Annotated in this window: 31 protein-coding genes; 15 read left to right on the top strand and 16 right to left on the bottom strand. The window is 58.2% G+C overall.

Translation table 11 applies throughout. The annotated features are described in order from the left end of the window. Nucleotides 1-2: 2 nt before the first annotated feature. Genes AB4K19_RS20145 through AB4K19_RS20090 form a run of 12 tightly spaced genes read left to right on the top strand, consistent with a single transcriptional unit; the run spans nucleotide 3 to nucleotide 10193 of the window. Nucleotides 3-284 (top strand): TrbC/VirB2 family protein, encoded by a 282-nt coding sequence (locus AB4K19_RS20145; RefSeq protein ID WP_013959853.1) that lies wholly within the window; start codon nucleotides 3-5, stop codon nucleotides 282-284. Next, nucleotides 284-562: a type IV secretion system protein VirB3 gene (locus AB4K19_RS20140; protein WP_013959852.1), complete on the top strand. Its 279-nt coding sequence runs from the start codon at nucleotides 284-286 to the stop codon at nucleotides 560-562. The genes AB4K19_RS20145 and AB4K19_RS20140 overlap by 1 nt, the downstream gene beginning before the upstream one ends. Then, a complete protein-coding gene (locus AB4K19_RS20135; protein WP_436399599.1) occupies nucleotides 552-2933 on the top strand; it encodes a type IV secretion system protein B4 in 2382 nt (793 codons plus the stop codon). The genes AB4K19_RS20140 and AB4K19_RS20135 overlap by 11 nt, the downstream gene beginning before the upstream one ends. Beyond that, a complete protein-coding gene (locus tag AB4K19_RS20130) occupies nucleotides 2924-3109 on the top strand; it encodes a hypothetical protein (RefSeq protein WP_375231014.1) in 186 nt (61 codons plus the stop codon). The genes AB4K19_RS20135 and AB4K19_RS20130 overlap by 10 nt, the downstream gene beginning before the upstream one ends. Continuing rightward, nucleotides 3106-4212 (top strand): lytic transglycosylase domain-containing protein, encoded by a 1107-nt coding sequence (locus tag AB4K19_RS20125; protein ID WP_436399598.1) that lies wholly within the window; start codon nucleotides 3106-3108, stop codon nucleotides 4210-4212. The genes AB4K19_RS20130 and AB4K19_RS20125 overlap by 4 nt, the downstream gene beginning before the upstream one ends. Continuing rightward, nucleotides 4209-4982 (top strand): type IV secretion system protein, encoded by a 774-nt coding sequence (locus AB4K19_RS20120; protein ID WP_436399597.1) that lies wholly within the window; start codon nucleotides 4209-4211, stop codon nucleotides 4980-4982. Before AB4K19_RS20125 ends, AB4K19_RS20120 begins: the two co-directional genes overlap by 4 nt. Next, the gene (locus AB4K19_RS20115) at nucleotides 4979-5374 is read left to right on the top strand and encodes a hypothetical protein (RefSeq protein WP_375231013.1); all 396 of its coding nucleotides are present in this window, start codon (nucleotides 4979-4981) and stop codon (nucleotides 5372-5374) included. Before AB4K19_RS20120 ends, AB4K19_RS20115 begins: the two co-directional genes overlap by 4 nt. Continuing rightward, nucleotides 5375-6388 carry a type IV secretion system protein gene (locus tag AB4K19_RS20110; protein ID WP_375231012.1) on the top strand — a complete coding sequence of 338 codons (1014 nt, stop codon included), beginning with the start codon at nucleotides 5375-5377 and terminating at the stop codon, nucleotides 6386-6388. Beyond that, the gene (locus AB4K19_RS20105) at nucleotides 6385-7050 is read left to right on the top strand and encodes a virB8 family protein (RefSeq protein WP_375231011.1); all 666 of its coding nucleotides are present in this window, start codon (nucleotides 6385-6387) and stop codon (nucleotides 7048-7050) included. Before AB4K19_RS20110 ends, AB4K19_RS20105 begins: the two co-directional genes overlap by 4 nt. Nucleotides 7051-7059: 9 nt before the next feature. Further along, nucleotides 7060-7785 carry a TrbG/VirB9 family P-type conjugative transfer protein gene (locus tag AB4K19_RS20100; RefSeq protein ID WP_375231062.1) on the top strand — a complete coding sequence of 242 codons (726 nt, stop codon included), beginning with the start codon at nucleotides 7060-7062 and terminating at the stop codon, nucleotides 7783-7785. Between the two features lie 3 nt (nucleotides 7786-7788). Next, entirely contained in the window at nucleotides 7789-9210 is a 1422-nt protein-coding gene (locus AB4K19_RS20095) for a TrbI/VirB10 family protein (RefSeq protein ID WP_436399596.1), read from the top strand. Continuing rightward, nucleotides 9207-10193, top strand: coding sequence for an ATPase, T2SS/T4P/T4SS family (locus AB4K19_RS20090; protein ID WP_436399595.1), 987 nt, complete (start codon nucleotides 9207-9209; stop codon nucleotides 10191-10193). Before AB4K19_RS20095 ends, AB4K19_RS20090 begins: the two co-directional genes overlap by 4 nt. A 202-nt stretch (nucleotides 10194-10395) precedes the next feature. On the opposite strand, the gene AB4K19_RS20085 is transcribed toward AB4K19_RS20090, so the two are convergent. From AB4K19_RS20085 to AB4K19_RS20040, 10 genes are all read right to left on the bottom strand, one after another. Continuing rightward, nucleotides 10396-11088 carry a competence protein CoiA gene (locus AB4K19_RS20085; RefSeq protein ID WP_375231008.1) on the bottom strand — a complete coding sequence of 231 codons (693 nt, stop codon included), beginning with the start codon at nucleotides 11086-11088 and terminating at the stop codon, nucleotides 10396-10398. Between the two features lie 85 nt (nucleotides 11089-11173). Beyond that, nucleotides 11174-11782, bottom strand: coding sequence for a hypothetical protein (locus AB4K19_RS20080; protein WP_436399594.1), 609 nt, complete (start codon nucleotides 11780-11782; stop codon nucleotides 11174-11176). Beyond that, nucleotides 11779-12522 carry an HNH endonuclease gene (locus AB4K19_RS20075; RefSeq protein WP_436399593.1) on the bottom strand — a complete coding sequence of 248 codons (744 nt, stop codon included), beginning with the start codon at nucleotides 12520-12522 and terminating at the stop codon, nucleotides 11779-11781. Before AB4K19_RS20075 ends, AB4K19_RS20080 begins: the two co-directional genes overlap by 4 nt. A 16-nt stretch (nucleotides 12523-12538) precedes the next feature. After that, nucleotides 12539-12781: a hypothetical protein gene (locus AB4K19_RS20070; protein ID WP_436399592.1), complete on the bottom strand. Its 243-nt coding sequence runs from the start codon at nucleotides 12779-12781 to the stop codon at nucleotides 12539-12541. Between the two features lie 21 nt (nucleotides 12782-12802). Further along, nucleotides 12803-13885 (bottom strand): helix-turn-helix domain-containing protein, encoded by a 1083-nt coding sequence (locus AB4K19_RS20065; RefSeq protein WP_436399591.1) that lies wholly within the window; start codon nucleotides 13883-13885, stop codon nucleotides 12803-12805. After that, a complete protein-coding gene (locus AB4K19_RS20060) occupies nucleotides 13882-14511 on the bottom strand; it encodes a hypothetical protein (protein WP_436399590.1) in 630 nt (209 codons plus the stop codon). The genes AB4K19_RS20065 and AB4K19_RS20060 overlap by 4 nt, the downstream gene beginning before the upstream one ends. A 211-nt stretch (nucleotides 14512-14722) precedes the next feature. Then, on the bottom strand, nucleotides 14723-15655 hold the full coding sequence (locus AB4K19_RS20055; RefSeq protein ID WP_436399589.1) for an ImmA/IrrE family metallo-endopeptidase: 933 nt from the start codon (nucleotides 15653-15655) through the stop codon (nucleotides 14723-14725). 18 nt (nucleotides 15656-15673) lie between these two features. After that, nucleotides 15674-16162 carry a helix-turn-helix domain-containing protein gene (locus AB4K19_RS20050; protein WP_436399588.1) on the bottom strand — a complete coding sequence of 163 codons (489 nt, stop codon included), beginning with the start codon at nucleotides 16160-16162 and terminating at the stop codon, nucleotides 15674-15676. Beyond that, the gene (locus AB4K19_RS20045) at nucleotides 16159-16806 is read right to left on the bottom strand and encodes a hypothetical protein (protein WP_436399587.1); all 648 of its coding nucleotides are present in this window, start codon (nucleotides 16804-16806) and stop codon (nucleotides 16159-16161) included. Before AB4K19_RS20045 ends, AB4K19_RS20050 begins: the two co-directional genes overlap by 4 nt. Then, a complete protein-coding gene (locus tag AB4K19_RS20040; RefSeq protein WP_375230995.1) occupies nucleotides 16803-17012 on the bottom strand; it encodes a ribbon-helix-helix protein, CopG family in 210 nt (69 codons plus the stop codon). Before AB4K19_RS20040 ends, AB4K19_RS20045 begins: the two co-directional genes overlap by 4 nt. 153 nt (nucleotides 17013-17165) lie before the next feature. Here AB4K19_RS20040 and AB4K19_RS20035 point away from each other — a divergent pair, with 153 nt between their 5' ends. From AB4K19_RS20035 to AB4K19_RS20025, 3 genes are read left to right on the top strand one after another with little or no spacing between them, the layout of a single operon-like run. Then, the gene (locus AB4K19_RS20035; protein WP_375230994.1) at nucleotides 17166-18308 is read left to right on the top strand and encodes a multiubiquitin domain-containing protein; all 1143 of its coding nucleotides are present in this window, start codon (nucleotides 17166-17168) and stop codon (nucleotides 18306-18308) included. Then, entirely contained in the window at nucleotides 18305-19696 is a 1392-nt protein-coding gene (locus AB4K19_RS20030; RefSeq protein WP_436399586.1) for a ThiF family adenylyltransferase, read from the top strand. Before AB4K19_RS20035 ends, AB4K19_RS20030 begins: the two co-directional genes overlap by 4 nt. Further along, on the top strand, nucleotides 19693-20022 hold the full coding sequence (locus AB4K19_RS20025) for a DUF6527 family protein (protein WP_375230991.1): 330 nt from the start codon (nucleotides 19693-19695) through the stop codon (nucleotides 20020-20022). The genes AB4K19_RS20030 and AB4K19_RS20025 overlap by 4 nt, the downstream gene beginning before the upstream one ends. A gap of 109 nt (nucleotides 20023-20131) precedes the next feature. Here the strand turns inward: AB4K19_RS20025 and AB4K19_RS20020 are convergent, their stop codons facing one another. From AB4K19_RS20020 to AB4K19_RS19995, 6 genes are all read right to left on the bottom strand, one after another. After that, nucleotides 20132-22048 (bottom strand): type IV secretory system conjugative DNA transfer family protein, encoded by a 1917-nt coding sequence (locus AB4K19_RS20020; RefSeq protein WP_436399585.1) that lies wholly within the window; start codon nucleotides 22046-22048, stop codon nucleotides 20132-20134. Further along, a complete protein-coding gene (locus AB4K19_RS20015; RefSeq protein ID WP_436399584.1) occupies nucleotides 22048-23955 on the bottom strand; it encodes a relaxase/mobilization nuclease domain-containing protein in 1908 nt (635 codons plus the stop codon). Before AB4K19_RS20015 ends, AB4K19_RS20020 begins: the two co-directional genes overlap by 1 nt. Beyond that, nucleotides 23948-24532, bottom strand: coding sequence for a helix-turn-helix domain-containing protein (locus AB4K19_RS20010; RefSeq protein WP_436399583.1), 585 nt, complete (start codon nucleotides 24530-24532; stop codon nucleotides 23948-23950). Before AB4K19_RS20010 ends, AB4K19_RS20015 begins: the two co-directional genes overlap by 8 nt. 340 nt (nucleotides 24533-24872) lie before the next feature. After that, nucleotides 24873-25100: a hypothetical protein gene (locus AB4K19_RS20005; RefSeq protein WP_436399582.1), complete on the bottom strand. Its 228-nt coding sequence runs from the start codon at nucleotides 25098-25100 to the stop codon at nucleotides 24873-24875. Continuing rightward, on the bottom strand, nucleotides 25097-25456 hold the full coding sequence (locus tag AB4K19_RS20000) for a DUF2958 domain-containing protein (protein ID WP_227364339.1): 360 nt from the start codon (nucleotides 25454-25456) through the stop codon (nucleotides 25097-25099). Before AB4K19_RS20000 ends, AB4K19_RS20005 begins: the two co-directional genes overlap by 4 nt. Nucleotides 25457-25520: 64 nt before the next feature. After that, complete coding sequence (locus tag AB4K19_RS19995) at nucleotides 25521-25727, bottom strand: hypothetical protein (RefSeq protein WP_249994673.1); 207 nt, start codon at nucleotides 25725-25727, stop codon at nucleotides 25521-25523. Nucleotides 25728-26202: the final 475 nt, after the last annotated feature.

The following is a 26202-nucleotide window of genomic DNA, read 5'->3' as shown; positions in this document are numbered from 1 at the left end:
CGATGCGAAGATTGCCTCCAGGATACCTGCCTCCAATCATTGGCCTTCTGGCCTTATGGGCCTCCCCTGCCCTTGCCCAGGACCTCTCGCCCATCCAGACAATGCTCGAGACAATCGAAGCGGCGCTCACCGGCCCAATCGGCATCGCGGTCGCGACGCTCGCCGTCATCGGCACTGGCTTCATGTGCATGATGGGGCGGCTCAACTGGGGATGGTTCGCCTCCGTGGTGATCGGGATCGTCCTGATCTTCTCCGCGGGCACCATCGTTGACGGGTTTACCTGATGGCCATGCGATCCCCTCTCTTTCTCGGGTTGGCCCGCCCACCGAAATATCTCGGCTTGCCGGTCGGATATCTCGTCGTGCTCACGCTTGGCGTGGTCCTGCCCTTTATCTGGACGAAGTCACCGGTCTTCTTTCTGGTCGGCGCGCTCGCCTATCCTGTCCTCTGGTTTGTTGCCGACAAGGAACCGCATTTCTTCGAAGTTCTGCGAGTCTCCTACGGCACGGTGCGCGGCACGCGCAATCGAGCGCTTCACGGCGGAGACAGCTATGGCGCTTGACGGGATAAAATACGCAAAGCCCAGCCCGGCGGTCATTGAAACCAGCGGCAAGGGTCTGGCACGCGAAAGCCATCTCGCCGAGCATTTGCCCTACGTCGCCTTCGCCAAACCCGATGTCATGGTCTTGCGGGAGGGCGATCTGATGGCCACGCTCCGTCTCGAGGGACTTGCGGCACCGACAACGCCGGACGGCGATCTTGATGCCATGAAACGCGCGGTCGCGGCCGTCATCGCGCAAACGGGCAATCTCTACGGCTTTTATGTCCATCGCATATTTGTCCCTCAGAAGCTCGCGATGCGTCCTGTACAAGGCGACGGCTTTGCAGCGGAGATCGACCGACGCTGGCAAGCTCACATCGCGCAACTCGCGCCCAAGAAACCGCAACTTTATCTGAGCATCTTGCGACGTCCGGAGATCGGGGCACGGGTCCCGCTGCTCAACGCCTTTGCCAAGCGAACCTGGATGAAAGACCGCGCGGGCCGTGCGCGGGAACTCGATGAAGTGGCCGGATTCTTCGAGACTGCGCTTGCACCTGCAAAACCCGTTCGTCTCGACAACACCACCGGCGAATGGCTCGGGTTTCTCGCGACTCTGCTCAACGGCCAATACGCCCCGATTGCCCGACCAAACGCCCCCCTGCCCCTGGCCTACGCGCTTGGATCCTGCCGAGCGACTTTTGACGGAGATACGGCCCGGATCGCATGTGGCACGACGGGCGAGACACGATATGGGGCCCTCTTCAGCATCAAGAGCTATCCTGCGCTTACGGATGTCTCTCTGTTTGACGGTCTCGACCTTCCGCTTGATATCGTGCTGACCAATTCCTTTACCCCGATCCCCACAAACATCATGGCAGAACGGATTCAACGGATCGTTCGGCAGATGCGCGCGGCCGATGACGCGGCAGTCTCCTTGCGGGATCAGCTCATGGAAGCGGCCGATGATCAGGAAGCCGGGCGCATTGCGTTCGGCGATCATCACTTGTCCATCGCCGTCCACGCGCCCGATCAACCGACGCTCGAACAGGCCGCAGCCGAGATCAAACGTCTGGGGCAGGAAATCATGGCCGTGATCGTACGAGAGAACATGGCCCTCAAGGCAACCTATTTTGGGCAGGCTCCCGGCAACTACGGCTACCGTGCTAGAAAGACACCGATCTCCACGATCAACTTTGCGGATTTCTCGGCGCTGCATGGATGCGTCGAAGGACGTTCCGATCGAGAGACGCCTTGGGGATCGCGCGTGACAGTCTTCCCGACGACGGGCACCTCTTCCTACGGCTTCAACTTCCACGAACCCGGATCGCCCGAGCGCGAACCGACCGTTGGCCATACGCTTGTTCTGGGTCGCACGGGCAGCGGCAAGACCCTCACGACTGCTTTTCTCGCCGCCCAAGCGCAGCGGGTCGGCGCGCGGCTGTTTTTCTTCGACAAGGATCGCGGGCTCGAGATGGCGGTGCGCGCCCTGGGCGGTCACTACAATACGATCCTTGCCGGTATCCCCACCGGCCTCAATCCGCTGCAGACCGAGACGGATGAACGCGGACGGGCATGGTTGTCGGACTGGCTGGCGACGCTTCTGGCGCGGGCGGGCGATCTGTCCGGAGAGCAGTCTCGGCACATTCAGAGTGCGGTGTCGCAGAATGCAGATGCCGGCCCCTCGCTTCAACGGTTTGTCTCGTTCCAGACCTTGTTCCAATCGCTAGACGACGATGGTGAGTTGCAAGCGCGTGTTGGGGAATGGGCACCGGGCGGTCGCTATGGCTGGGTCTTCGATATGCCGCAGGAAAACGATGCCTTGCATATGGACGGTGACATTGTCGGATTCGACATGACCGAGATCCTCGACATGTCGACCGAACGCATGGCCGTCCTGTCCTACATCCTACGCCGGATCGAACGGATCGTGGAAGATCGCCGACCCACTGTGATCGTTCTCGATGAAGCCTGGAAGCTTCTCGACGATCCCTATTTCGCGGCGAGGCTCGAGAACTGGCTCGTCACCCTCCGCAAGATGAACTGCGTCGTTGTGATGATGACCCAATACCCCAGTCAATTGCGAGAGGCTCGGGTCGGCAAGACCATCATCGAGACGGTACCCACGCAGATACTCTTCCCCAACGAACGGGCGACGCCCTCCGACTACGACTTCCTGCGCGTGAACGAAAAAGAAGCCGAACTGCTGACAAGACCCACGGCAGGCCAGCGTATCGCGCTGGTGCGATCCGCAGGTGACAGCGTCTTTGTCGATGCGGATCTCTCCGCGCTTGGGCCGCTTCATTCCATTTTGGGAGGAGGCCGATCCGCTGAGGCCCAGCTCGGCAGCGACTGGCGCAGCATCCCCAACTTCTGGAGGCAGCTATGCGATTAGCTCTGATCTTTTTGGCGACGATGCTTGCCGCCTGTGAACGCTATACGGATGCCACCTCGCCGTGCTTTGGCCGCGACGGCGCGCCTGCCGTGAGCCGGGCCAGCACAGAGGTAATCACCTTTGCAGCGCAAGGCACCAAGGACTGCGACTTCGAAGCGATCGGGCGCAGCCCATGAAACCTGCGGCCTCTTTCATTGCCATTCTGGTCTGCTCGACGCCCCTCGCCCAGGCACAAGGCGTGCCGACGCAAGACAACGCAGGGCTTGGGCAGCTTTTCACCATCTTCTCGAAACTGGGGGACGATATGGAGGCGCAGCGCGACCAACTGAGCACGGGAGAAACGCTCTCATCGGTTCAATCCGATCAGCTTCGGGTGCTGGAGGCGATGTCAGCCGCACTCACCGGCCCGGGGCTCGACATTCGCGCGTTGGAGGGCAACGCGGACTTCCCTGCGGGCGATGTCTACCCCGTTGCCGCAGATCATCCCATGGACAGCCGCCTCTTCGGGGAGGGACGCGAGACCGTCGAGATGATGATTGTGCGGGTGGCCGATGAATATGTCGGAGCGGCCGGAGTGCGGCGGGCTGGCCTTTCAGCCACCCAGTGGCGCTGCCTTTTCCAGGCGCTGATCAAACAGGAAAGCCGGTTCAGCGTCACCGCGCAAAGCCCCGTGGGCGCCTATGGCCTGACACAGCTGATGCCGGGAACAGCGTCCGACATGGGCGTCGACCGCTACGATGTGATGGACAACCTCCGCGGCGGCGCGCGGTACATTACGACGCAGCTGAACACCTTCGGAAACATCCCGCATGCACTTGCCGCCTACAATGCCGGACCGGGCCGGGTCCATGAATATGGCGGCGTGCCACCCTTCGCCGAAACCCAAGGCTATGTCCGGAATATCTCGCGGTTCTACAACGAATACCTCGCCGTTGTCGGTGGGGCGGATGCGCTCGGCACGCTCTCGCCGTCGGACATGGCGCTTGCGGAGTACAGCAGCATCTCAGAAGCCAGTGTTTACTACGCCGCCGATAGCCACGCCACGACCGAGCAAGTCATCAATAGGCTCGCCGCGATCATCCGGCAGATCGACGAGACGCCGGATATCAAGCGCGCGTTCGAGCTCAACACCTACGCCAAGGCCGAAATCGGCCGCATTCTCAACCTTCGCGTTCGTCTGATGGCGGCCAACCGTCAGCGCGAGGCAGCCCATGGCCAACATCTGGCCGCGGACCGGCTCTCTGAGCGCGACTTCATGCGCATGGGAGTCATCCGATGAAAGGAAAAACCTTCGGCACCGCCTTCGCCACGCTTCTCGCCGTCACGCCCGCAGATCAAGCCGATGCCCAGGGTGTCCCGACATTCGACAACTCAAACCTTCGACAATTGGTCTTGCAGCTCGAACACATGGCAGAGGATCTGAATGTCCAGCTGCAACAGCTCGCGACGATGCGGCAGGAGTTGGAAACGCAATTGAGCCAGCTTCTGAACCTCGAGGGCCAACTGGCCTCTCTCATCGATGGCAATGAATTGGGCCAACTCTTTGCGACCGTCGAAGAGTTCGAGAGGGTCCGTGGCAAGCTGACAGCACCACTCGCGACAGCTGAAGCCATTTCGAGCGGTGACTTTCTGAGCGGCTTTCGACCGGGGGCGGAGCTGGATGCTGCCGTTGAACGGGTTCTGTCCGGCAGCGGGTTCACCGAAGAGCGCCTGACATCCCTGGCGACCAGTGATGAGCCCGCAGACAATCGGATCGCGACGCAAGCCGGGTCCAGCGCGATGCTGTCGGTTGCCGCCCAGGAAAGCCATAGCGAATCTGGGGAAAGCCTTGGTCGTCTTGAGACCATGGTGGGGCTAATCGACGACCAAGGCGGTCTGAAAGCCGCGGTCGATCTCAACACGCGCGTGACTGCCGAGCTCGGCATCATACTCACGCAGATCTGGCGTCTGGAAGCGGCCGCCGGCGTCAATGGCGGGCAGTTGGGTGTTGTTGACGCCGCGACCCTCGCCGAGGAGCGAAAATTCCGCTCCATGGAGGTGCCGAAATGATCCGAGTGGCTCCCATTTCCCTGACCGCGCTGACGCTGGTCTGCATGCCGCTGACACTGAGCGCTCAAACCTCCCAAGGTGGGTTCGAAACCATGGCGCAACCCACTGAAGACCAAACAGAATGCAAGGCCCCGCGGCCGCCAAAAGACTTGGATTCGTTTGCCTATGTCAGAAATGGGTATCGCGAGATCCTGCGCATCGACGCATACCAGGCAGCAATTCAATCAGGTGTCTGTGGATGCCCCTTCAAGGAGATTGACTGGTCACACGTCGTCCGCATGTCCGAAAAATATGTGACCTCAGACAACCCAAAGCTGCCTTTCGATGTGATCGACCTGCGGAGCCAGGCCGATAGTCTGGAAGCGGAGTTCCTCGACTTTTGCGGTAACTGAATGGGGATCATCACAGATATCCTTGAGCAAGTCGATGACGCAATCGATTCCGTCGCTGAAGCGGGTTTTGTGGAAGCTGCAGGGCAAGTCGGAGACGTGCTTGGCGTTGGCTCTGTGCTCCTTCTCATTATTCTTGGCATCAGCGTTGTCACGCAGTTGCGCCCTATGACTTTTGGCAGCGCATTCGCATTCGGATTGAAAATATCGTTGATTGGAATCTTCGCTCAGAGTTGGGAAAACTTTGAAGTTATCTACCGGATCGTTTCGGACGTCCCCGAGGCAATTGGATCTCGCATTCTTGCCCTGACAGCCACCGGTGATGAAACCGGAGTCTACGAAAGCCTCGACAGCATGGTGAACCGGATCACCGCCTATGGCGACGCCATCGGCGACCGTGCAGGCTGGGTGTTTGGCGCAGTGCTCGGAGCGATCTTCTTCGTTCTGTCCGCCATCTTCGCAGCCGTCACCGCCGGGATCATCGCCTACGCGCGTATCGTTTTCACACTGATGATCGTTATCGCGCCGTTCATGATCCTGACGTCACTATTCAAGCCGACCCAATCGCTTTTCGAAGCCTGGACCCGGGCTACCATCGGCTATGCCTTGATGCCTGTGGCCGCAGCCGGAGCCGCTGGAGTCATCGTCGCCATCGCTGAGTCCATTGGCGACGCCTCCGCCGACCCGGACAACGTCGAAACGGTCAGCCTTATCCTACCGTTCCTCGTGATCTTGCTCCTGTCAGCTGGCGTGATGGCCGCCGTCCCGTTCATCGCATCCAACCTAACAGGGGTCATGGGCATCGCCTCGAATGCGATCGGCCTGACGGGATTGGCGCGACGCGGCGTGGTCAACGCTGGAGAGTATGGCGCGGGTGGTGCTGGACGCATCTTGACCGGCAGAACGCCGTACGAGCTACGGCGCGAAGTGAGCGGTGCGGCCACGAAGAGCAACGAATTGATCCGACGTACGCCTGCCGCCGCGCTCGCTCTGACAAAATCCTTTCGCAAGACATGACCCGCGCGGAGTTCGATCAGGACGCCTTTGAGGCCGACTTCATCTTTGGTCCACGCAGGCGGGAACGCTTCGCCTATTTTGTCGCCGCCGCTGGTGTGATTGTCGGCCTGGTCAGTTTCGTCGGGGCCGTTGCTTTGTTCCCGCTCAAGACGGTCGAGACCTTCGTCGTCGTCGTCGACAAGGAAACTGGCGAAATGGACCGCGTTGCCGCCGTCGAGGCGCTCAGCCTCGATGAAAGTGATGCGATCATTCAGGCCAACCTGGTCGCATACGTGGATGATCGCGAAACCTACGATCTGACCGACGGCGAAGAACGGATCAATTCGGTCCTTCAACGGTCTGACGAAGACGCCGCGCGCACCCTTCGCGATCTTTGGTCTTCGACCAATCCTGATTATCCGATCTCGGTCTATGGACGGGACGCGAAGATCGACGTGGTCATTCGGTCTGTGAACCAGGTCGAACCCGGGGTGGCGCAGGTGCGGTTCACGAAGACACTTCGAAAACCGCGTGACAACAGGACTGTGACACGGCCCTACGTCGCCACGCTGCGTTACGAGTTTCGCCCGGAAACCCGCCAGCGGTTGCAGCAGGTCTGGGCCAACCCGCTCGGGTTTGTCGTCACGTCTTACCGTGTTGACGCCGAAACGTTGGAGAACTGAGTGATGAAGATGCGCACCGCCCTGCCCTGTTTGCTTTTGGCTCTTGGACCTTCTCAAGTACTTTCGGAAGCGACGCCTCAGGGTGGGCCGAAAGATATCCGCATACGGTATGCGGTCTACGACGAGCAGCAGGTGTTCCGTATTGAGACGGATCTGCGGCACTCGACCACGATCCAGTTTGGCGACGGGGAGCGGTTCGAGGCTGTAATCGTGGGAGACACCGAAAGCTTTCAGGTCGATCCAATCCCCGAGCTTGGCAATGTGTTGACGATCAAGCCGCACGTCCAAAATGCCTCGACCAACATGACCGTGATCACCAACCGTCGGAGCTATGCATTCCATCTCCGGGAAGGCTCGATTCCGGGTCGCACGGGCATGTTCTTCGAAGTGCGGTTTCGCTACCCGGGCGAAGAGCGCCTTGCCACACTGACGAACGCACGGCCCAAAGGGTTCGAGGCGCCGCGCAACTACAACTACAAGATCGCCGGCGAAGGCGACTTTCGCCCGGCCACGGTCTATGACGACGGTCGGTTCACCTACTTCAGTTTTCCCGAGATCGGACGGCAACCCGCGATCTTCAAGGCTGACAACCGCGGTCGCGAGCGCACGGTCAATTGGACCCAGAACGGCAACACCGTCCGCGTCTCCGGTGTCAACGACTTCTGGACACTGCGGCTGGGTGAAGAAGCGCTCTGCATCTACCGAGACACCTCCGCAATATACGTGAGCAACTGAGCCATGTCGGATGATCCCAACCTGAAGAACCGGCTGGATAAATTCAGCAAGGCAAAACGCTCCAAACCCAGATCGGGATTCGGTGTCACTGCCCTGGCGCTCGCTCTCGGCCTCGGCGGTGCGGGCGTTGCGTATTTCCTGGCGACTGACTGGCAATCGGATCCAGACCAACTAGAGACTTCGGATTTCGAGCCGTTTCAGAATGACGGTATCTCAACTGGTGGTCGGCTGGAATTTCCTGCCGATGAAGCGGACCAGCGCGTGAACGATGCCCTTATCGCTGTGGAAGAAGCCCTTGAGGTCCCGGAGCCGATCCCGCCCACGGCTGAACCAAGCGCTGATATCCTCGCCGAACTGGCTGAGCTTCGCGAAGCACTCGCCGTTACTCAAGCCGAGCGAAACGCCGAAATTCAGTCAGCCGTTACCGAACTGCGCAATGCCTTCGCAGATCAAGCACAAGCCCTCGAAGCCGCTGTCGCGGAGCGAGACGAAAAACTTGCGGCCCTGGAACGCGACAGCGAGACCCGGCTGAACTCTCTTCAGAGTCTTCTGGAGGCGGAACGCGCGCAACGCGAAGCCCTTGAAGCGGAACGCGCCAATGACGCCCTGATCCGCGACCAACAGCTTCTCGAGGAACGTCGCAGACAGGAAGAGGAACAAAAGCGCCGCGAGGCCGAACAGCAGGCCGAACAACTATTGAGGGCCCAGATCCAGTCTCCTGCCGTGGTCTATTCGACGGGATCATCGGTCACGGCACCAAACGCCAGCGGCCTGCAGAACGGCGCACCAGGCGCAGATATCCCACTGAATGAAAACGAAGCCTATCTCAGAGGCGCGGCGCGGCCGCTTGAAATCGATGAGGCGGCTCGTATGGAGCAACCTGAACGCACTCTCGCGCAAGGGTCCGTCATACAGGCGGCTCTGCAAACCGCCATCAACAGTGATCTGCCCGGAAATGTTGTCGCGGTCGTTGCGGAACCAGTCCATGCGTTCGCCGGCGACGCAGTACTGATCCCGCGAGGCTCGCGGTTGTTTGGGCAATATCGATCTGGTGTGGAAGTGAACCAGAAGCGCATCCTCATTCTATGGACGCGCGTCCTCACGCCGGACGGCACCTCCATGCAGATCGCCTCTGTCGGGGGGGATCAACTGGGACGCTCGGGTCTGACCGGTTTGGTGGATACGAAATTCGACGAACGCTTTGGAGGAGCTGCTCTGATATCGATCATCGGCGCGGCCCCCGCAGTCGCCGCCAATTCCACGGAAGACGAAGTGACCCGCGAGGTTCTGGAGGAGGTCGGCAATGATCTCGAAGACGCGACAAGTTCGGTGATCGCCGATCAGGTCTCGATCTCGCCAACCATCTACGTCGATCAGGGGGCCATGGTAACCGTACTGGTCGATAGGGACATCGTGATCTATTGAGCGAAGCATCCCTCCCCTCCTCGTATCTCGAGCAATACCTAGAACCCTATCGCGATTTGATCCTGAAGGACGACATCATTGAGTTGGCGATCAACCCGGATGGTAATGTCTGGATCGAACGCCAAGGTGCCCACGCCATGGAGAGAATCGACCGCACTGTCGAGGCGGCGGCGGCGGCTAACTTGGCTGCTACTCTGGTGGGTGATGCACGCGCGCGAGTATCGCAGAAATCGCCTTTGGTTTCAGGTAAGATCGACTACCTTGAGCGCCCGCTGCGTATCCAGGTTGTTGTGCCACCAGCGGTAGAACACGGCGCGGCGATCTCCATTCGGCTATTTGGCGTTGGTGGCCAGACAACCTTCGATCCCGAGTATCTGTTCGGGAAGCCGGTCTCGCTCGATGATCGGCGGCAATCGAGACTCTCAGAAGTCGAGGAAATTGCAAAGAGCGACCTCTCCAGAGCCTTGTCTTCGCTCGTCCGCCATCGTTTGAATCTTTTGGTCAGCGGTGGGACGTCCACCGGCAAAACCACATTCGCAAGGCATCTGCTGAAATCGGTTCCGGACGACGAGAGGCTCATCACCATTGAAGACGCCTTCGAGCTTTTCCCTGGTCAGCCAAACACTGTTTGCCTGTTGGCTGAGCGTGTTCCGACATCTCAGCGGTCAACAAATGCTCTGCTACAGGCGAGTTTGCGCATGCGCCCGGATCGCATCGTTGTGGGCGAGCTGCGCGGTGCTGAAGCGCTGACATATCTGGAAGCCATAAACACGGGTCACGGCGGATCGGTGACCACAATCCACGCCGAAACCGCTGAGCTTGCGATAGACCGGTTGGCGATCATGGTCTTGCAGGCCGGGACACCTTTGACCTTCGCCGAGGTACAGAGCTACATCCGCCGGTCGATAGATGTCATTGTTCAACTGGGACGCGACAGCGGAAAACGAGGCGTCTCGGAGGTCCTAGTTGTTGGGACACTCTGACGGCCCAAAGCGGACTCTTGACCAGCATTCACGATGCTGCACCTGCATTCCCAAAAGCGGACACTGAAACCGAAGTAACAAACGGAGGTAGCAGGCGCGAAACCTGCATAGGTTTTACTATCGGTATTTGCCTCAACTGAACGACTGATTCTGGGCGGGCAGAAAGCGAGGTCAAAAACAAACTTTTTTGCCCCAACGTTTGCTAGAGTCCTCTGCGCCTCCGATAATGACGCCGAACAGGTTTTGCGAACTGGACGACCGGCAGCGGACTGCCCTCACTGATCAACTTAGCAAACTCAACTTTTGGAAAATCGAAAAGATAGCGACTTCTCCCTTGTGCGGCTGTAAGCAAACACAGATTGTCACCGCCAAAGTCAAATCCGACGATCTTGCCTAATGATCCCCATTCTTTGAGAAGCCGAGTTTCCTCGCAATATACAGTGTAGATGTCGACACCGTCGAACCGTTCTGGGCAGTTTTCCGCAAGCATCCGTTCATACTGGATCAGATCAGTCGGGCGGCGGATTCCATCGACGATCCAGATCACCTGACCATAGAAGTTAGTCCGCTTTTCCACTTCTTCTGGCTTGATGGCAGAGTGCTGAAACTCGATCACAAGGCCATAGGGTGTTTTGATATCAGCTATATGAAGCTCGCCTTTTTCATCACGAGCTGGTATCTCTTGCCAGTCGGTCACAAACCGGTTCTTCCAGTCGCGGTGCCATTCGGTCTCGTTTTCCCACCAATGATCGCAATGACGGCGGCCTTTATGCGCCCAGTGCCATACCTTTTTGGTGCCGCATCGCGCTAGCATTTCGGCATGGCAGCCTGGACAGATACCAAAGGCACCAGGCGTCGCCTCAACACGCTGACCATTCAAAAGTGCAAAACGCATTCTGATTAAGTGGTTGTTCTATCACGTAGTTCCAAGGGCAATCTGTTATGTTAGCTTGGAAAAACCAGAACAAAGCAAGCGCCAATCAAACGCCCGGCAGTTCCGCGACCACCTGAGACAGAACAGCATCAAGCTCGGCCACGTTCGCTGTCAGTCGCCCATCCAGGTAATGCGAATGTCCCTCCGCCTCTTCGAACTCATAAGATGCTTGCATCGAAGCAACATCTTCTTCAGGTGGGAAAACCTCGATTGTCAGTAGAAGTTCGTAGATGCGAACCACGAGATTGCAGAGACACGGGTTAATGTTGACGGCTCGGCCATACCAGTGGAACTGCGCCTCACACGCCGCGCGGCTGCCATCTCTCCACAATTTATCGACATTTTCGATGGCCCGTTCCACCTGGTCGCGCCGCACGATGCACATGTAAAGAAGATCGCTATACGCAGGCACAGGGATCACACGCACGTTGGCAAGCACCTCTTCTTCGTGATGCGCGAAATTCCGAAGCACCTTGAGCGCGATGAACTCCTCGAGATCATGCAGATCGCGGCCGGTGGCCTTCTTCAGCCGATCATTCAAGCTGTGAATCGCGGTGAGAACTTCGAAAAGCGTGTCCGGGCCTGGCTTCTGGCAATGCCGTTCATAGACGCGAAACAAGCGGCCAGCGGCGGTCTGAGCGGAATTGTTGGTCATTTCAGGCCCTCAAACGCACTGGAATCCGGCCCGCAGACACCCCCGGCTTCGAGCGCTTCATATGCCGGTATGTCGAATTTTCCACAGGAAATCCCTCCATCACCCCAACGGCATTGGGCGCACGGGACATAATCATTGTCATAGAACATTGGTTCATGATGTTCCGGATGGGCTTTCTCGTGACACGGCTGACACAAGGCCACCAACTGAAAAAACAGCTCATCACCCATGTTTGCATAGGTCAGATGATGAACGACTGTAGCCTGCGCATCGAGACACCCCTCGCAGATGCCGTTCGCCCTTCGAAGGACACGCGCCCGCTTTGCCTGCCATTCTGGTGTTCTGCGATACGCCTGGTATTCCGCCTGCCAGTCGCGTGATTTCTCTGTAAGGCGTGCATCGTTCTCGGCATTCAGACGGATGTATTTTCGAAGAATCGAGACACGTTTCGCCGCTCTTTCATCCTGATGCCGCGATTGGACGGCCTCATCCCACGGTGGCAAGCCGGTCTGCTTTTTCAGGGCGCTGCCAACCGGCGCACCGCAAACCACACATTGCCGCTTACATTGGATGCCACCGCCAGAGACGATCTTCTTTCGCAACTCCGTTTCAGGATGCTGACAGGCTGAATCCCGGTGTCGCTCGATCTCCTTGAGATACTGCTCCGCCAGTTCGCCCAGAAGTTCGATCCGCTCATCTTCGTCAGGATTGCTGAAGGTTGCCCGTGTCAATTTCGCCATAGTTGTTCAGCCAGCTTCACGACAACCAGGGCTTCAGTCGTTCTTCCACCCGCTGCATCTGTTTGCGCATTTCGTCTTGGGTGACGCTCTGGGCTGTCAGGTAATCGCGGATCGCCGCTTCGGCTTCGCTCCAGCTCACCCCGTGCTCCTGCATCGTGTCCATCATGGCCCGCGCCCGTTTCTCATCTTTGGGGTGCATCGCAAAAGGGGCGGTCATGCCTGCAAAGCAACCTGGGATCTGTTCTTGCCACGTCTTCATATTTTTCTTTCCATCATTCGGCTATTTGACGACCCGGAGCTGGCCGCCCTTTTGAGGTCGAATAGGATCAGCGGCTAATCCGAAGGTCAGCTTCTCAATTTCGTCCAGGGGCAAGTTCAAGGCGCGTGCAATCGTGTCCTTGGTTTTACCTTCCTGCCAGAGATGATCGAAAACCTGCTTCCAGACGCGCGATTTGTCTCGATCGGTCCCGTCCGGCTCACCGGTTCGATAGCCTCTTTGGGTCAGATCAATACACATGGATCGGTACTGCCAATCAGTCAGCAGTCCCAAACGATGAACCCGATATGCCAAAGCCATTGCGGATACCCGCCACCTTTTCTTGAGCTTCAAGATGTGATGGACAGAAGGCCCGCGTGGGATACGTCCACGCACATCTTCAGAAGGCATCAAAAAACTGGCAGCAAATGCATTCGCCTCACGCTCGACATCACGGCCTTGCAGCGTATTGCCGTTTTTATGAAGGATGAGATGCCCCAGCTCATGCGCAGCATCCATGACGCCATGCTCGGCCGTCTTCATGGTATTCAGAAAGACGTAAGGCACCCCATCTTGCCAAAATGAAAAAGCATCGACGTTCAAGGTCTCTTCCGCCAGGGAAAAAACCCGAACACCTTTGGCTTCCAACAGGGCAATCATGCTCGCAATTGGTTTCTCCCCGAGCCCCCAAGCCTGCCGCAACGCGCGCGCGGCCGCAGCAGGATCAGGCTCATAGCTCATGTCTGGCAATGCCGCTTCCGGCAGATTGAACTCGTCAAAAAGCCAACGGCCAACATCAACGCCAATTTCACCGGCAGCACGTGCGGCTTCCCGCTCGCGCACACTGGTCCGCTTCAAGCTGCGAAAACTAACCGCCTCAGCAGGCAGTTCACAGGTCTCCGGCTCATAGAAAAACCCGACCGGATAACGCGTAGCTTTCGCCAAAGCTGCTACGGTATCTTCCGGTGGTTCGTTTCGCCCTGTTTCGATACGCGACAAGTGAACCCGCGACAGTCCAGCGGCTTGAGCCACCTGGATCGCAGTCATTTTTCTTCGTTTGCGGGCAAGTATCAGGCGGAGGTGATTGAACGAGGGTTTCTGGGTCATTTCCGTGAGATCGTGATATCAAAGTCAACAGCGTCATCGTCTGATGAGCCGCCATCTTCAAGACCATCGAAGTCACTTCCGTCATGCACAAAAATGCGCTCAATGAATTCAGAGAACTTATTGCCTTTGATGACAGCATGCGTGACCTCAACGGCCCCGTCTTGTGCAACCATCACATACCAAACCGCTACCCCAAGGCCTTCTTCTGTGTGAGTTGATGGAACATCTTCCTCCATTAACTCAAACGAATTGCCTTGGCTCAAACGCTCAGAACCTGCTCCTTTGCGGCTGCGAGCTTGTGGTAGATCAGTCAAACTACAGGCCACGTCCACGTTTTGATAGAGGACAATGAGCTTGTGGTCTGGGTGGCGGACTCCGTTGGTCCCATAAGACTGGTCGATTTCCCAGCTGCGCTTTAGGAATGCAGCCCGAAGTTCCCGCGTGCCATATTGGTAAGCGAGCTGGCCAGCCCCGTTTGCCGGAAAGAACGGCGATGATCCAGTGGCATGCATACTGGCAGCGACATCCCGGATATCGAGAATATCCTGACGATCCATGCCTAGCTCGGAAAGCCGACGATCAACGTCGATGTCATCCTTAATGACCTTTGTGACTGCTCGGGGCATGAGATCCTCTATGTTACATTTTCTTGCCCGCATTGATGGCACAAAAATGTAACATGCGAAACCCCCAACTTTGCTCTGTGGACGTTTTTTTGTCTTAGCTTTGTGAGGGCTGGTTGTCGTGAAGTGACCAGGGACTCGATTTCCCTTCAGCTGGGTGAATCCGTCGGTCGGTCTTCAGCCTTATGCGGCCTTCTTTGGGATTTGGCTATCGCTATGCAACAGCGATTAGGCGTTTGTAAGGGCCTTGGTAAACACCCAAGGTCAGCGTTTGCCAATGGAATGAGAAGCTTTCGAAATGAAACAGGTGCTCTTCACCATTGTCGTCGGTCAGAATGACATCTGCTTCACCCAGAGGGCCGGCCTTGTTTCCTTTGCAATAGTCTACAACCTGATCGAACACATCGGTTTCACGAATGGATGAGAATTTCTCAGCAAACGCTGAGGATTGTACAAAGTGCTTGCAGGGTTCGTTCGGATCGAAGTCTGGTTTGCGGTGGATTACATGCGGATGGTCAGTGACTAGACCAACGATAGGCCGCTCCCTTCCCCAGGTTTCCACTCCCCGCCAGAACGTCGTCGTGTGCGTGTTGCCATAGGTCTGCTTCAGTTCCTTGAGGGCATCGAAAGAAGGGTCTTGGGCAAGGCATTCCTCCGCGAAACGATCGCGGAGAAACAACAAGCGGCCGGCGGCAAAATTCGCTTCCGCTTCGAGCTTTTCGTGGCAAGACGGGACCAGTGTGTGCTCGTTGTCTCCCATCATTGCACCCGCGTGCCAGGGGAGAAGGCTATGACCGACTTCGTGGGCCTCATGCCAGCGATGCTTCAGCTGAGGTTGATCCTTGTCGAGAAGGATTTTCTTCCGGTCGGGGATATAGAGGGCGCGCAGATCCCACTTCCGCACTGCATCCAGAATGCGGGATGGGCGGGCAAGCACCTGCTTGCCCGCCATCGTCATCTTTGAAACGACCTCTTGGAGAACGCCGGGATCTTTCGCGGTATAGAAGTCCAGATCGAGCTTCAGAAGCTCGCGTACGATTTCGAGATCGAGCGGTGGCTCTGGGTTGCCCAGGTCTTTGAGGACCCGTTCAACCTTGCGATCGATATCAAGCGCGTTTCTCGTTTTGATGATTACGTTTTTCGCCACCTGACGATCGCCTTTTTGTTACTTCTGCTTTGCGTTCTCGCTCAGAACTGAGATCAATCCATTCAAGATCGCGTGCTCATCTTCGGTCAGAACCTCCACGGATGCCGATTTGGCCGCGTATCGAACTGCCTCCTCGACGTAATCATCGTCGTTAGCGTGTGTAAGCCCCGACAGTCCCATAAGCTTTTCCTGAGACACGCCGAAAACTTCGGACAATTGATAGAGCGTTCGTACGTCCGGCAGATGAGCAGCATTGTTCTCGAGACTGAGCAGCTCGCCAATCTCGATATCCGCCTTCTCGGCCAACGCTTCTATCGACAAACCTTGATCTCGGCGCATCAAGTTGATGAAGCGCCCCAACGCAAGCCGGGACGCTTCTGGGCTTTCATCGGCACCGGCCTCGTGTGTGAACATCGGATCGGCAGCGATCACGCCTGCTCCGATATCTAGGCCGTCCTCTCGGGCACCGGCATTGCGGCACCATGCTTTGCTGATGTCGAATGTCATTCTCCTTTTCCTTTCTCAATGAAACTGCGCGCACTGTCAGGGTCCAGCTCGAAGTAGCGCAGGTTTTCATAGGTTGCGTCTTGTCCCAGATCAGTCATTCCGCAAGCGTTGGCATAGAAACTGTTTGCCTGTGGTAGCGAGTGAAGACCGATCCGGCCCTTGAAGCCTTCTTGTGTGCTCTGCTGAATCGCCGCGTTAATGAGTATTGATCCGCAGCCGCCAAACCGCGCAGGCTCTTCGGCGACATCGTTTCGGTTCCAGGGTGCGGCCTCCAAAAAGTCGATGTAGACAAGATGCTGGCCTTCGTGCCCCGGCATGCGGGCACGCTTTGTCAGATCGATCGTCATCATGGCCTGTGTCATGTCCTCGGCCACGATGGCGAAGGAGAGATTGGCCAGGCGACGCTCGATCTCGCGCAGCTTGTCGCGCCAGTCCCAATGGCGGCTCTGAGGCCAGAACCGGCGCTCGACTTTCCGCTGATTCAGAAGCTTGAGCCGACGTTGCAGGTCAGGAATCCATTCGGCTTCCCAGTCCGCAAGGTTTTTGTCGACGATACCATGCCAAAGTTCCGCATCCACGGATTCCTTAGTGCTTCTGTTTGTCAGCCAGACGGGCGTCACAGCAGAAGGTGTGGTGGCGATCATAGCATCATGATCTCCGCCTTCTCTTTTGACGCTTCGTCTTCGAAGAAAAGCTTATCCCCTCTTTCAAGGCGCTCCTCGACGCGTTGGTAGAGCCGCAGCGCCTGTCTGAGCAGAACGGTTTTGCTCAAATCTTTCTTGTCACACAGCTCCTCCAGCGCAGCCATTTCAGCCTCGGTGAGGTTCAGTGTCATGGTTTTCTTGGACATCTCGGCACTCCTTCGAAGCGTTATATGCGCTTTTTGTGGGCAAAAGTCAATGAAAAACATTCTTTGCACAGCCATTGACTAGCTAATATTTAGCTATTAAATGATGGTTGAGCGCCGGCACGGTGCCGGCGCACAATTGTAGGAGACACAGCAATGCAAGGCACTGTCGATATTGAAGACTGGGTGCGCGACCAGCCAAACGCGCAGATCCCCGACGCCGAAAACTATCGTGTCCGCCTTTGGGATGGTGATGGCTTCGATGAGAAACGATCGCTCAGTGATGCTGAGCCAACCGGGCGGCAGTTGCTGGAGACGTTTGATCGCACGCCTGCCGATGAGCATGTTCTGCTTTACCTTCCTCGCAACGAGAAACTGCGCGAAATTGAGATCGACGAAACGCTCGATCTTCGAGCGCAGGGACCAGAACGCTTCTTTGCGTTCAAGACCGACCGGCTGCTGAAATTTGTGGTGAATGGTCGTCGCTTCAGTTGGGGCGCTCAGACGATCTCTGTCGAGATGATCCGCCTTGTCGCTCGTATTCCTTCAGACGAGACTCTGTTTCTCGAGCAAACGGATGCACCCGACAAAGAACTTGGCAACAACGAGTCCGTACGGCTTTCGGGTAACGAACTTGAGCGCCTGGTTTCGCGTCAACCGTTCTGGAAGCTCAATGTCCAAGGTGTCCTGCTAACGCTGACTTCACCGATCGTCGTGGTCAAAGATGCCTTGGCGCAAGCGGGCTTCGATCCGGACAAGGGGTGGATCGCCATCCTCAAACGGAAGGGCGAGGCCAAACTTCAGGTGTCCCTGACTGACACGATCGATCTGACCCTTCCCGGGATCGAGAAGCTTCGGTTGACGCCGGCCCAGATCAACAATGGCGAGGCACACAATGTGCCTCGTCGTGAGTTCGTCCTTCTTGAGAAGGACGAAACCCATCTCGAAGAGCGTGGCCTCTACTGGGAAACCTTCATGGATGCCGGTCGGCGATGGCTGCTCCTCCGCAACTTCGTCCTCCCGGACGGATACATTGCACCGGTGGTCGACATCGCGATTGAGGTGCCGCCGACCTATCCCAGATCTGAAATTGACATGTTCCATTGCTACCCGCACCTCGCCTTGAAATCGGGCCGACCAATCCCGCAGACCTCCGTCCAAACATCGATTGGTGGTCGGAGTTTTCAGCGGTGGTCCCGTCACCTGAACGGCCAGACGCGCTGGAACCCGACAACGGACAGCGTGATGACGCATCTCGCCGTCGTTGAAGCAGCGATCTTGAAGGAGGTCGGAGAATGACTGCAAGCCTCACCCTCACCGAAAACCACCATGCAGAGCTTCGTCACTATCTCTTCCCACGAGATGGATTGGAATCTGCGGCTATTCTGATCTGCAGGTTCGTTGGGCCAGAGCGGGAGCGGATGATCGTGCGTGAGATCCTAAATGTACCTGATACGTCCTGCCCGGTGCGGAAATGCAATTACATTAGCTGGCCGGGCGAGAGCATCGAGGACGCCATCGACGCGGCGGAAGCCGATGGGGATGCGATCATTCTGATCCACAGTCATCCTAGCGGCTTTTACGGTTTTTCTGAGACTGACAACGCGAGCGATCGCATCACCATTCCGAGTTTGTTCGCAGCGATCGAGACCACCGGATATCGTCACGGCTCGGCAATCATGACTCCAAATGGAGCGATGAAGGTACGCCTGTATAATGTCGTGGGCGAGGTCCGAGATATCGAGACCATCTGGTGTGTCGGTGAGAACATCACTGACCTCACCAAGAACGATCAGGCGCCAGCCCTTCCCTTCGGACACCAGATGACCGATGCGCTCGCCTGTTGCACAGCCTGCGTCATCGGAGTTTCCGGTACGGGTTCGCTCGTGGCGGAACTGCTTGCCCGAAAAGGGGTCGGTCATCTCATTTTTGTCGATTTCGATATCATCAAGCATAAGAACCTCAATCGCATCGTGAACTCCACTGTAGAAGATGCAGAAGCGAGACAGCTTAAGACTCGCATGATGGCCGCTGCTATCGAGCTATACGCGCCCAACACAAAAATCACGATCATTTCCGCCGGCCTGGAGACCCGTGAGGCAGTAATTGCTGCGTCCGCGGCCGACATCCTCTTTTCATGCGTAGACGGCATGACAGGCCGGAGCATCGCAGAGCTGATCTGCCGCCGTTGCCTGATCCCACTGATAGACCTCGGTGTTACGATCCCAACACGGCGGGACAACGAAGACATGGTCCACGTCGCTGACGTATGCGGTCGCATTGATTTTGTGAGGCCTGACGGACCCAATTTGTCAGATCGGGGTGTTGTCACAGCCGAAGGATTGCGCGCCGAATATTTGATGGCAACTGCACCCAACGCGGCAGCGCAGGAGATCGAAGCCGGATACATCCAAGGCGCGCACGAGGAAGCACCGTCCGTCATGGCACTGAATATGAAGGCAGCCGCGGATGCCGTTTTGGAATGGATCGCACGCCAGTTTCCCTACCGGCTCGACGACAATTCTGGGTGCGCACGCACACTTTTCTCGCATGCGGCCGGCGAACTGGACCTCATCGCCGAAGAAGACTTTAAGACGGAAGAAACGGGCGACCTGGCGCTCGGTTTGGTCGAGCCTCTCTTAGGGTTGCCCAGTCTCGCACCCATCAATGTGAGAGATGCGGCATGACGGTACGGTTTTGGGTTCGTTCGCTCTGGCAGAGATATGGCCCGCGACGCAAACTGATCGTTATCGAGGGCGACACTCCACCGGCTTCGATCCCGTCGAGACATGTGTACCTCTGTCGTGATGACGGAGACGATTGGTCGGTCGCTATGCGGTGCCCATGCGGTTGCGGCGACGACTTGGAATTGATTCTCCTTAAGGAGGTCAAGCCGAACTGGTCGTTGAAGTCGGAGGACGACAAACCGCCCACACTTCGTCCTTCCGTCTGGCGAAAAACGGGATGCAAAGCACATTTCTGGCTAAGAGACGGTCACATTCATTGGTGCTAGAAGAATGCGATGACGTTAGAGCAGTCTCCGGATGGCCAGCCAAGGTCTGCTTTTTTGTCTGAGTTTGTCTTGTTGGGCACTTGCAGCGAAAGTCTGCTTCCCGCCCCGCCTACTGACTATCCCCGAGCAGTTCGTCGATGAAGTCACCTTGCTCACGGAAGACTTGCTCCCACTTTTCCGGGACCGGGTCCTCCCGATCCAAGGTTTCCGGACGCAGCTCACCTGCAGTGGTTTCATTGATATGCGTCTGCATGGATCGCGATTGCCGTCGGCGTGCACGTTCGCTTGTTGCAGCGGATTCGACAGAGGCAGGATGCGATGTCGGAGGAGCGGGTTTCGGTTCTTCGAACCAAGGCCCCACTCCGTCGACACGTGGGGGATAGGGCAAGTCGCGGCCCGCCTGGCGATCCGCCAGTTTGATGAACAAGGAATCCTCGAAATACTTGATGCGCTGTGCACGGATCGGGTGCTGCGGTGAGGCCAGAATAATCACCTCATCAGGATCCATGGTGCGCGCCTCGGTCTCGGAGAGGAGTGGACGTTCCTCCAGACGTGAAGTCGTCGAGGTCGCACCGAGTATGCCTTTATTTCGACCATACATGCGGGTCACCGCCTCGCGCGTGGTGCTCCCCACGGCCGCCGAGACCTCGCGCACAGTACGCTGGTCGCGGGGGGTTATGTACAGCTTGAGCCCTGCCCCGTTCTCAAGGCTTTCGCGCCCCTCGGGTCCGTAGATGCGATCGAGCGAAGCCAACGACTGCGCAATCATCGCGACACGCCCGCCATAGGCAGCGAGCGAATGGATCGCCCGCTCGAGATAAGGCATCGCGCCCATTTGCTGGAACTCATCGATCATCATCATGACAGGCCACGGCTCGTCGTGACCCGGCTCGTTCTGCCGCAAACTGGCGATGAGATCTGCGAACATGAGCCGCAGAAGCGGTGCCAGCGTCGCGATGTGATCTTCCGACACCACGATGTAGAGCGCGTGCGGTTTTTTCCTGAAGTTCGCGAACTCGAAGTCGCTTGCATCGGTTGCCGTCCGGACCGCCGGGTTGTCCCACTGCTTCAGACCGGCCGTCATCAAAGCCTGGATGTTGGACGTCAGCAGCCGCGACGACGCGCTGGCCGCATTGATCCAAAGCTCGCGCACCGTCGCTTCCTTCGCCTCTTCCGCGTAGGCGCTGTACTGTGCGTTCTTGTAATCCCCACCGGTGACGATCTTGTTGACCTCGCCCAAGGTCGGCCTGCCGCGTTGGATCGCCAGAAGGCAGGCCGCGACGAATATCGATTTGCCTGCCTCGGAGAAGGTGTCGAGTGTCTTGTTGTCCTTGTCAAGAAAGAGGTCCGCCAGGATCGAAACCTCCGTGAACTGCTGGGCGAAACTGGGGGCGGCCGCGATCCGCGCAAGCGGGTTGTAGCGATGCGAACTGTTCGCCCAATCGAACGGGCTGAACCGAAAGACCTCATCGCCGTTGAGCGCCCTGAGCCGCGCCGTCTTCTCGAAATTCTCGCCCTTCACATCCAGAACGACGACCGAACCTGCGAAGGACAAAAGGTTCGGGATCACGAAGCCCACGCCCTTGCCGGCCCGGGTCGGGGCCACCATCATTACATGCGGGATGTCGCTCGCAGAGATGTAGGGCGTCTTTGACTTAGGCTTTCCCAGCTTTCCACAGACAAACCCGGATCCCGGTGTCTGGAGCATGCCGTTCGCGTTGAGCTCACGCCTGGTCTGCCAATGTGCGGACCCGTAATCATCCCGGTCCTGCGCCCAGGTCCAGCTGAAAGCCAGAACCGCCAGTCCAATGGCCCCGAAGCCGACGGCGCCGAATGCAACCTTGAACGCTTCGGGATGTGCGGCGCGCAGACCCGCGCTCGCTGTCCAGACGGCAAACATGTCAAACTCGGCAAACCCCGTTTTCAACGCCAGTGCGAGGTAGAAGCTCGCCGCGATCGTGCCGAGGGCCGTTCCACAGAGGGTCCCGACTGGCACGGCAGCCCAAAGAGGAAGCCGGGTGCTCATCAGAAGCTGATCTCGTCGTCGAGATCGCGCGACAACCCCCTGCCCCGCTGCATCTCGAGATGGGTGTCCCGGGCCAACGCCTCAACCTTGTCCTGTTGCAAGGCGGAGGCACGGTCGGTAAAGACCTGATCACCGGTCTCCTCGTGGGTCAGCTCAAGGAATTCCTGCGTGACCGTGATCTGATCGATCCGGTTGGGAAGCACCTCTGCCAACACCTCGAAATTGCCGCGCCGCAGCTCCCCGAGACCTTCCTCACCCAACTCTTTGAAGAGTTCGGCTCTGAGCGTCCGTTCGACGGTCTCTTCCTGAGCCTCAGAAAGGCTGCCATCGCGCAACATGTCCGCGAGGTCTTGCAGATAGGGGTTTGGCCCACGGTCATCGTCATCGATCACCTGCAAATCGTCCGATGCGCGTGACAGACCCGTCGCTATGCCGAGCTCCTTCGCGCGCTCCAGCAATCGATCCATGAGCCGATCGACTGTTTCCAACGCACGATCTTGTTGATCGTCGCTGGCCTGAGCGAGATCTATACCATCCTTGGCCAGAACCGCCGCCATGTCGCGGTCCACCCAATCCTGCGCAAGCCCATAGTTCGTCGTCCCACCGACTTCGATCCGGGCAGCCATCTCTTGCGGATCGAGACCAGCACTTGCGGCATCCGCCTTCAAGGCTTCCAGAACAGGGTCCTTGCCCGATGAGAGCGCAGCACTCAAGCGCCCGTCTCCGGCTCCTGGCGGATAGGGCTCGGTCAAGTCGCGCCCGAACCGGGCGCGCAAATCAGGGTCTGGCACCATCTGCGAGAGATCACGAATGACACCCGCCGCCTTAGTCTCAAATCCCGGGCGTTCGGTGGCATCAAGTTCTTCTGCTTTGAACCGTAGCGCTTCGATGGTTTTCTCGGCATAGTCGATGGCCTCACCGACCGTTCGAATGGTCTCCATATCGATGTCTCCTGCGGTGAATTTGTAGGGCGTGTCTGACCCTAGCGAAGCCGCCATGCGGCGCATCGCGTAGGCCAGATGTTTCTGATCCATGCGATCCAACACGTCGGCGAGGGCGCGGTAGTCCTTGGCAAACCCTGTCACCTGCGTCTTGGCGATGGCCCGCTCTTCGGGCGACAGTGCGATCTCGCGCGGCAGGCGCGCCTCGTCTTTTGCCCGGTAGATTTCTGCGATACCGGGGGCCTTCTCGAAGATGCCGCGCTCGAGCCGGGTCGTGGCCTCAAGCATGACACCGTAGCGTTCGGCGATCTCCGCCTGTTTCTCCCGCATCAGCTGGGGCGACATCACGCCCTCGGCCCAGCAGGAGAACCAGGTGCCATTGGCGAGGCCCCGGTTGTTCAGCAGGATATGCGCATGCTTGTGGGCCCGGTCATCATGTAAGGAGAGGACGTAGTCCCATTGATCGCCGTAATCCCCGCTTTCGAAGAAGTGCTCGGCCCAGTCGAGTGTGATCTCCCGCACCTGATCTACCGTGACGTCGGTTGGGAATGACAGAAGCATATGCGAGGTAAACCCGAGCTTCGTTGTGCCCCGCCAGGATTGCGCCCAGGCCTCCACAATCTCCGCCTTCTGCGCCTCGGTCAGCACGGCCTCAGCCGTCAGTGGGTTGGTCATCGTTGCGTAGGTGTAGACCGCCTTGTCGTTCACATAAGACAGCTGGTTGCCAAGGCTCTGCTTCGTCTTGCACCCACCTACCCTGATCCGCTTGAAGACCGCGGCGCGACTCTCCGGCATAACTGACTTCAGCAGATTGCGCGCCGAGGCCCGGCCCACGCGCTGGTAACTGCGGCCCTGCCGCCGCCCTGCCAGCCGCGCGTCTATGCGCGCCTGACGCTGACCCTGGATGCGCTCCGTCTCCCAGAGCTTGCCCATGACGGCGTGATAAAGGGCGAGCGGCTCAGACATGGTCCACCAACTCCTCAGACGCGTCTGAAGCCTCGGGATCCGCCGCGTTCCACCCCACGCCCCGTCGCTGACAGGCCGACGCTTTGAGCGCGGCAAGATCGCGATAGGTGCGCTGCGCGAGATCATGCAGCGCGACAAGCGTTGCGCGGTTCTCCGGGGACAGCGTCAACTTTCCACGTTGAACCGCCTTCGCCAAAACACGGCCGCTGTCTGCAACGTCTTGTGCCTGCTGCAACGTCTTCGAGAACGCCCGGACATCGTCTCGCATCAGATCGAGCAGCCCACACCGGGCCCGCACAACCGCCTGCAAGGCTTGGCTGCGGCTCGTAAAGCCGCGGGCCAGCCAAGCCGCATCGAAGGCGGTCATTTCAGAGGTCGCCGCGCGGAAACTCACCGTGACCGAAGGGTCTCGAACCTCCTGTCCTTCGCCCCGCTCCTCCTTGGCCAGCCGGGTCACGTGCCGTCGCGACACACCGTAGGCCTCTGCCAGAACCTTCGGCGTTTCCCCGGCATGATAGCGCCGCGCGAGTTCGATCCGCTCTTCAAGTTTCAGGCGTTTTGGGCGTCCCGATTTCACGTCTCAGACCCCTCGGACAAAAGTCGCAGACATTTGGCATATCCTGCCAACGTCCCTCTCATTACATCCTCAGGGATACATCAATGCGTGAATCTGCGCAATTTGTCTTTTTGCGCATCGTGTCACTGCGCAAAATACTGCCGAGTCGTAGAGATCAGTCTAGCACGGCCCGAAGCCCGCACTCACGCTGAGCACAAGAGCGAAGCAACCGCACCGAGGCGCCATCGATGCGGGACCACTGCGGGAAGAAGAAATGCTGGCGACACGCGTCTATTCAGGAGAAAGTCCGGCGTGTCGCGCTGATGCTTGGCGGGCCACCGGAGCGGCCCGCAAAACAATGTCAGGCCGGTCTTCCCATGTGGTCGGTGACCACCATCCTGTCGGTCACGCTGACGAAAAGCGGCATGATGATATATTCGCCGCCTGCGTCTTCAGGTGCTGTTACTGCGACGATAGCCGAGGCCGGCGCACCGTCCACGAAACAGGAGAAGAGCGCGAAGTTCTCGAAACGACCGGATGTCAGCGCCTCGAAGGCGCTGACATGATCTCTGCGGATATTAGTGCTCATGCGACGATCCCTCCGGCTTTGCGGGCGCGCTCGGCATAGGCGCTGAGGGTGCCATCTGCCTTGAAGTGCAGATCCCGTTCGACGGGCAATCCTAGACGACCGCGGACGGCTCGAATTTCGCTGAGGCGTACCGAACCGATCTCGGGAAAGCCAAGCCCCAGGTCGCAGAGGCCGTGCGCGATATCCGGGTCTTCCGGATCGGTTTCGGAAAGCAGCCAGGTCGCCCCGGCATCGGGGGTGAAGAGTTTCACGACAGGTTCGAAGTCGAGGGTGTCTTCGCCTGCTTCAATGCGGTCCTGGTTGGTGCGCCCGTTCGCAGCGAGCTGGTCGAGGATGGATTGTGGCAGAAGGTCCATAAGGTTTCTCCTGGATGTCGGTGTGAAAAAGGCCGGGACGGCAGACACCGTCCCGGAGGACAGCTCATTCGACGAGGTCCGGGGCATCGCCCTGCCCGTCTGGCTTCGGCTCGAAGAGAACGAGCTGGCCGGTCACAGGCGTGGCGAAGAGCTGGATGGTGAGGAAGGATTTCGCGTCGGGCTTCTGGGGGAAGGCAACGCCGATCTTGTGGAAACGGGTCTTGCCGTCCTTTCCTTCGTCGGGTGTGGTGACGGTGTAGTAGCGGGTCATGTCGATCTCCTCTCGTTTTCGATGCAAGAAGAGACCGGGACCGTCCGGACAGGCTGTCAGGCGGAACTTTGCTGCGCGAGGAATGGCCGCGTCAGCGGACAGGGGAAAGTTCTGCTTGAAGAGAGCAAGCCGCGCGCGCGACCGTCAGCCGGGTCAGGTTCCGGAGATTGCATTCGGAAGAAAACGCGAGGAGATCGACAGCTCGTCATCTTGGCACGGTACACCTGACTCCAGGTACGGTAGAGGCGCTAGCGAAGATGCATCGGAGCTAAACGACAAGCCCCGACGCAAAACCCTTTCATGGAAGCACGCAAATCGCAGCTAGCTCATCTTCTGTGGGTGCAGCCGAACACTGGGGATTGTGGCATCATTGGAATTCTGATGGTGACGAGTCCCGTTGGATTAAAGCAAGCCGCCAGAACCAGCGAAACTGCAAGCGGACCTTTGTCGGACATGCAGCTTACGGCTGGTTTGA

The sequence above is a fragment of the Roseobacter phycocola genome (assembly GCF_042055075.2).
Classification (GTDB): domain Bacteria; phylum Pseudomonadota; class Alphaproteobacteria; order Rhodobacterales; family Rhodobacteraceae; genus Roseobacter.
This window is presented reverse-complemented; position numbering and strand designations above follow the sequence as displayed.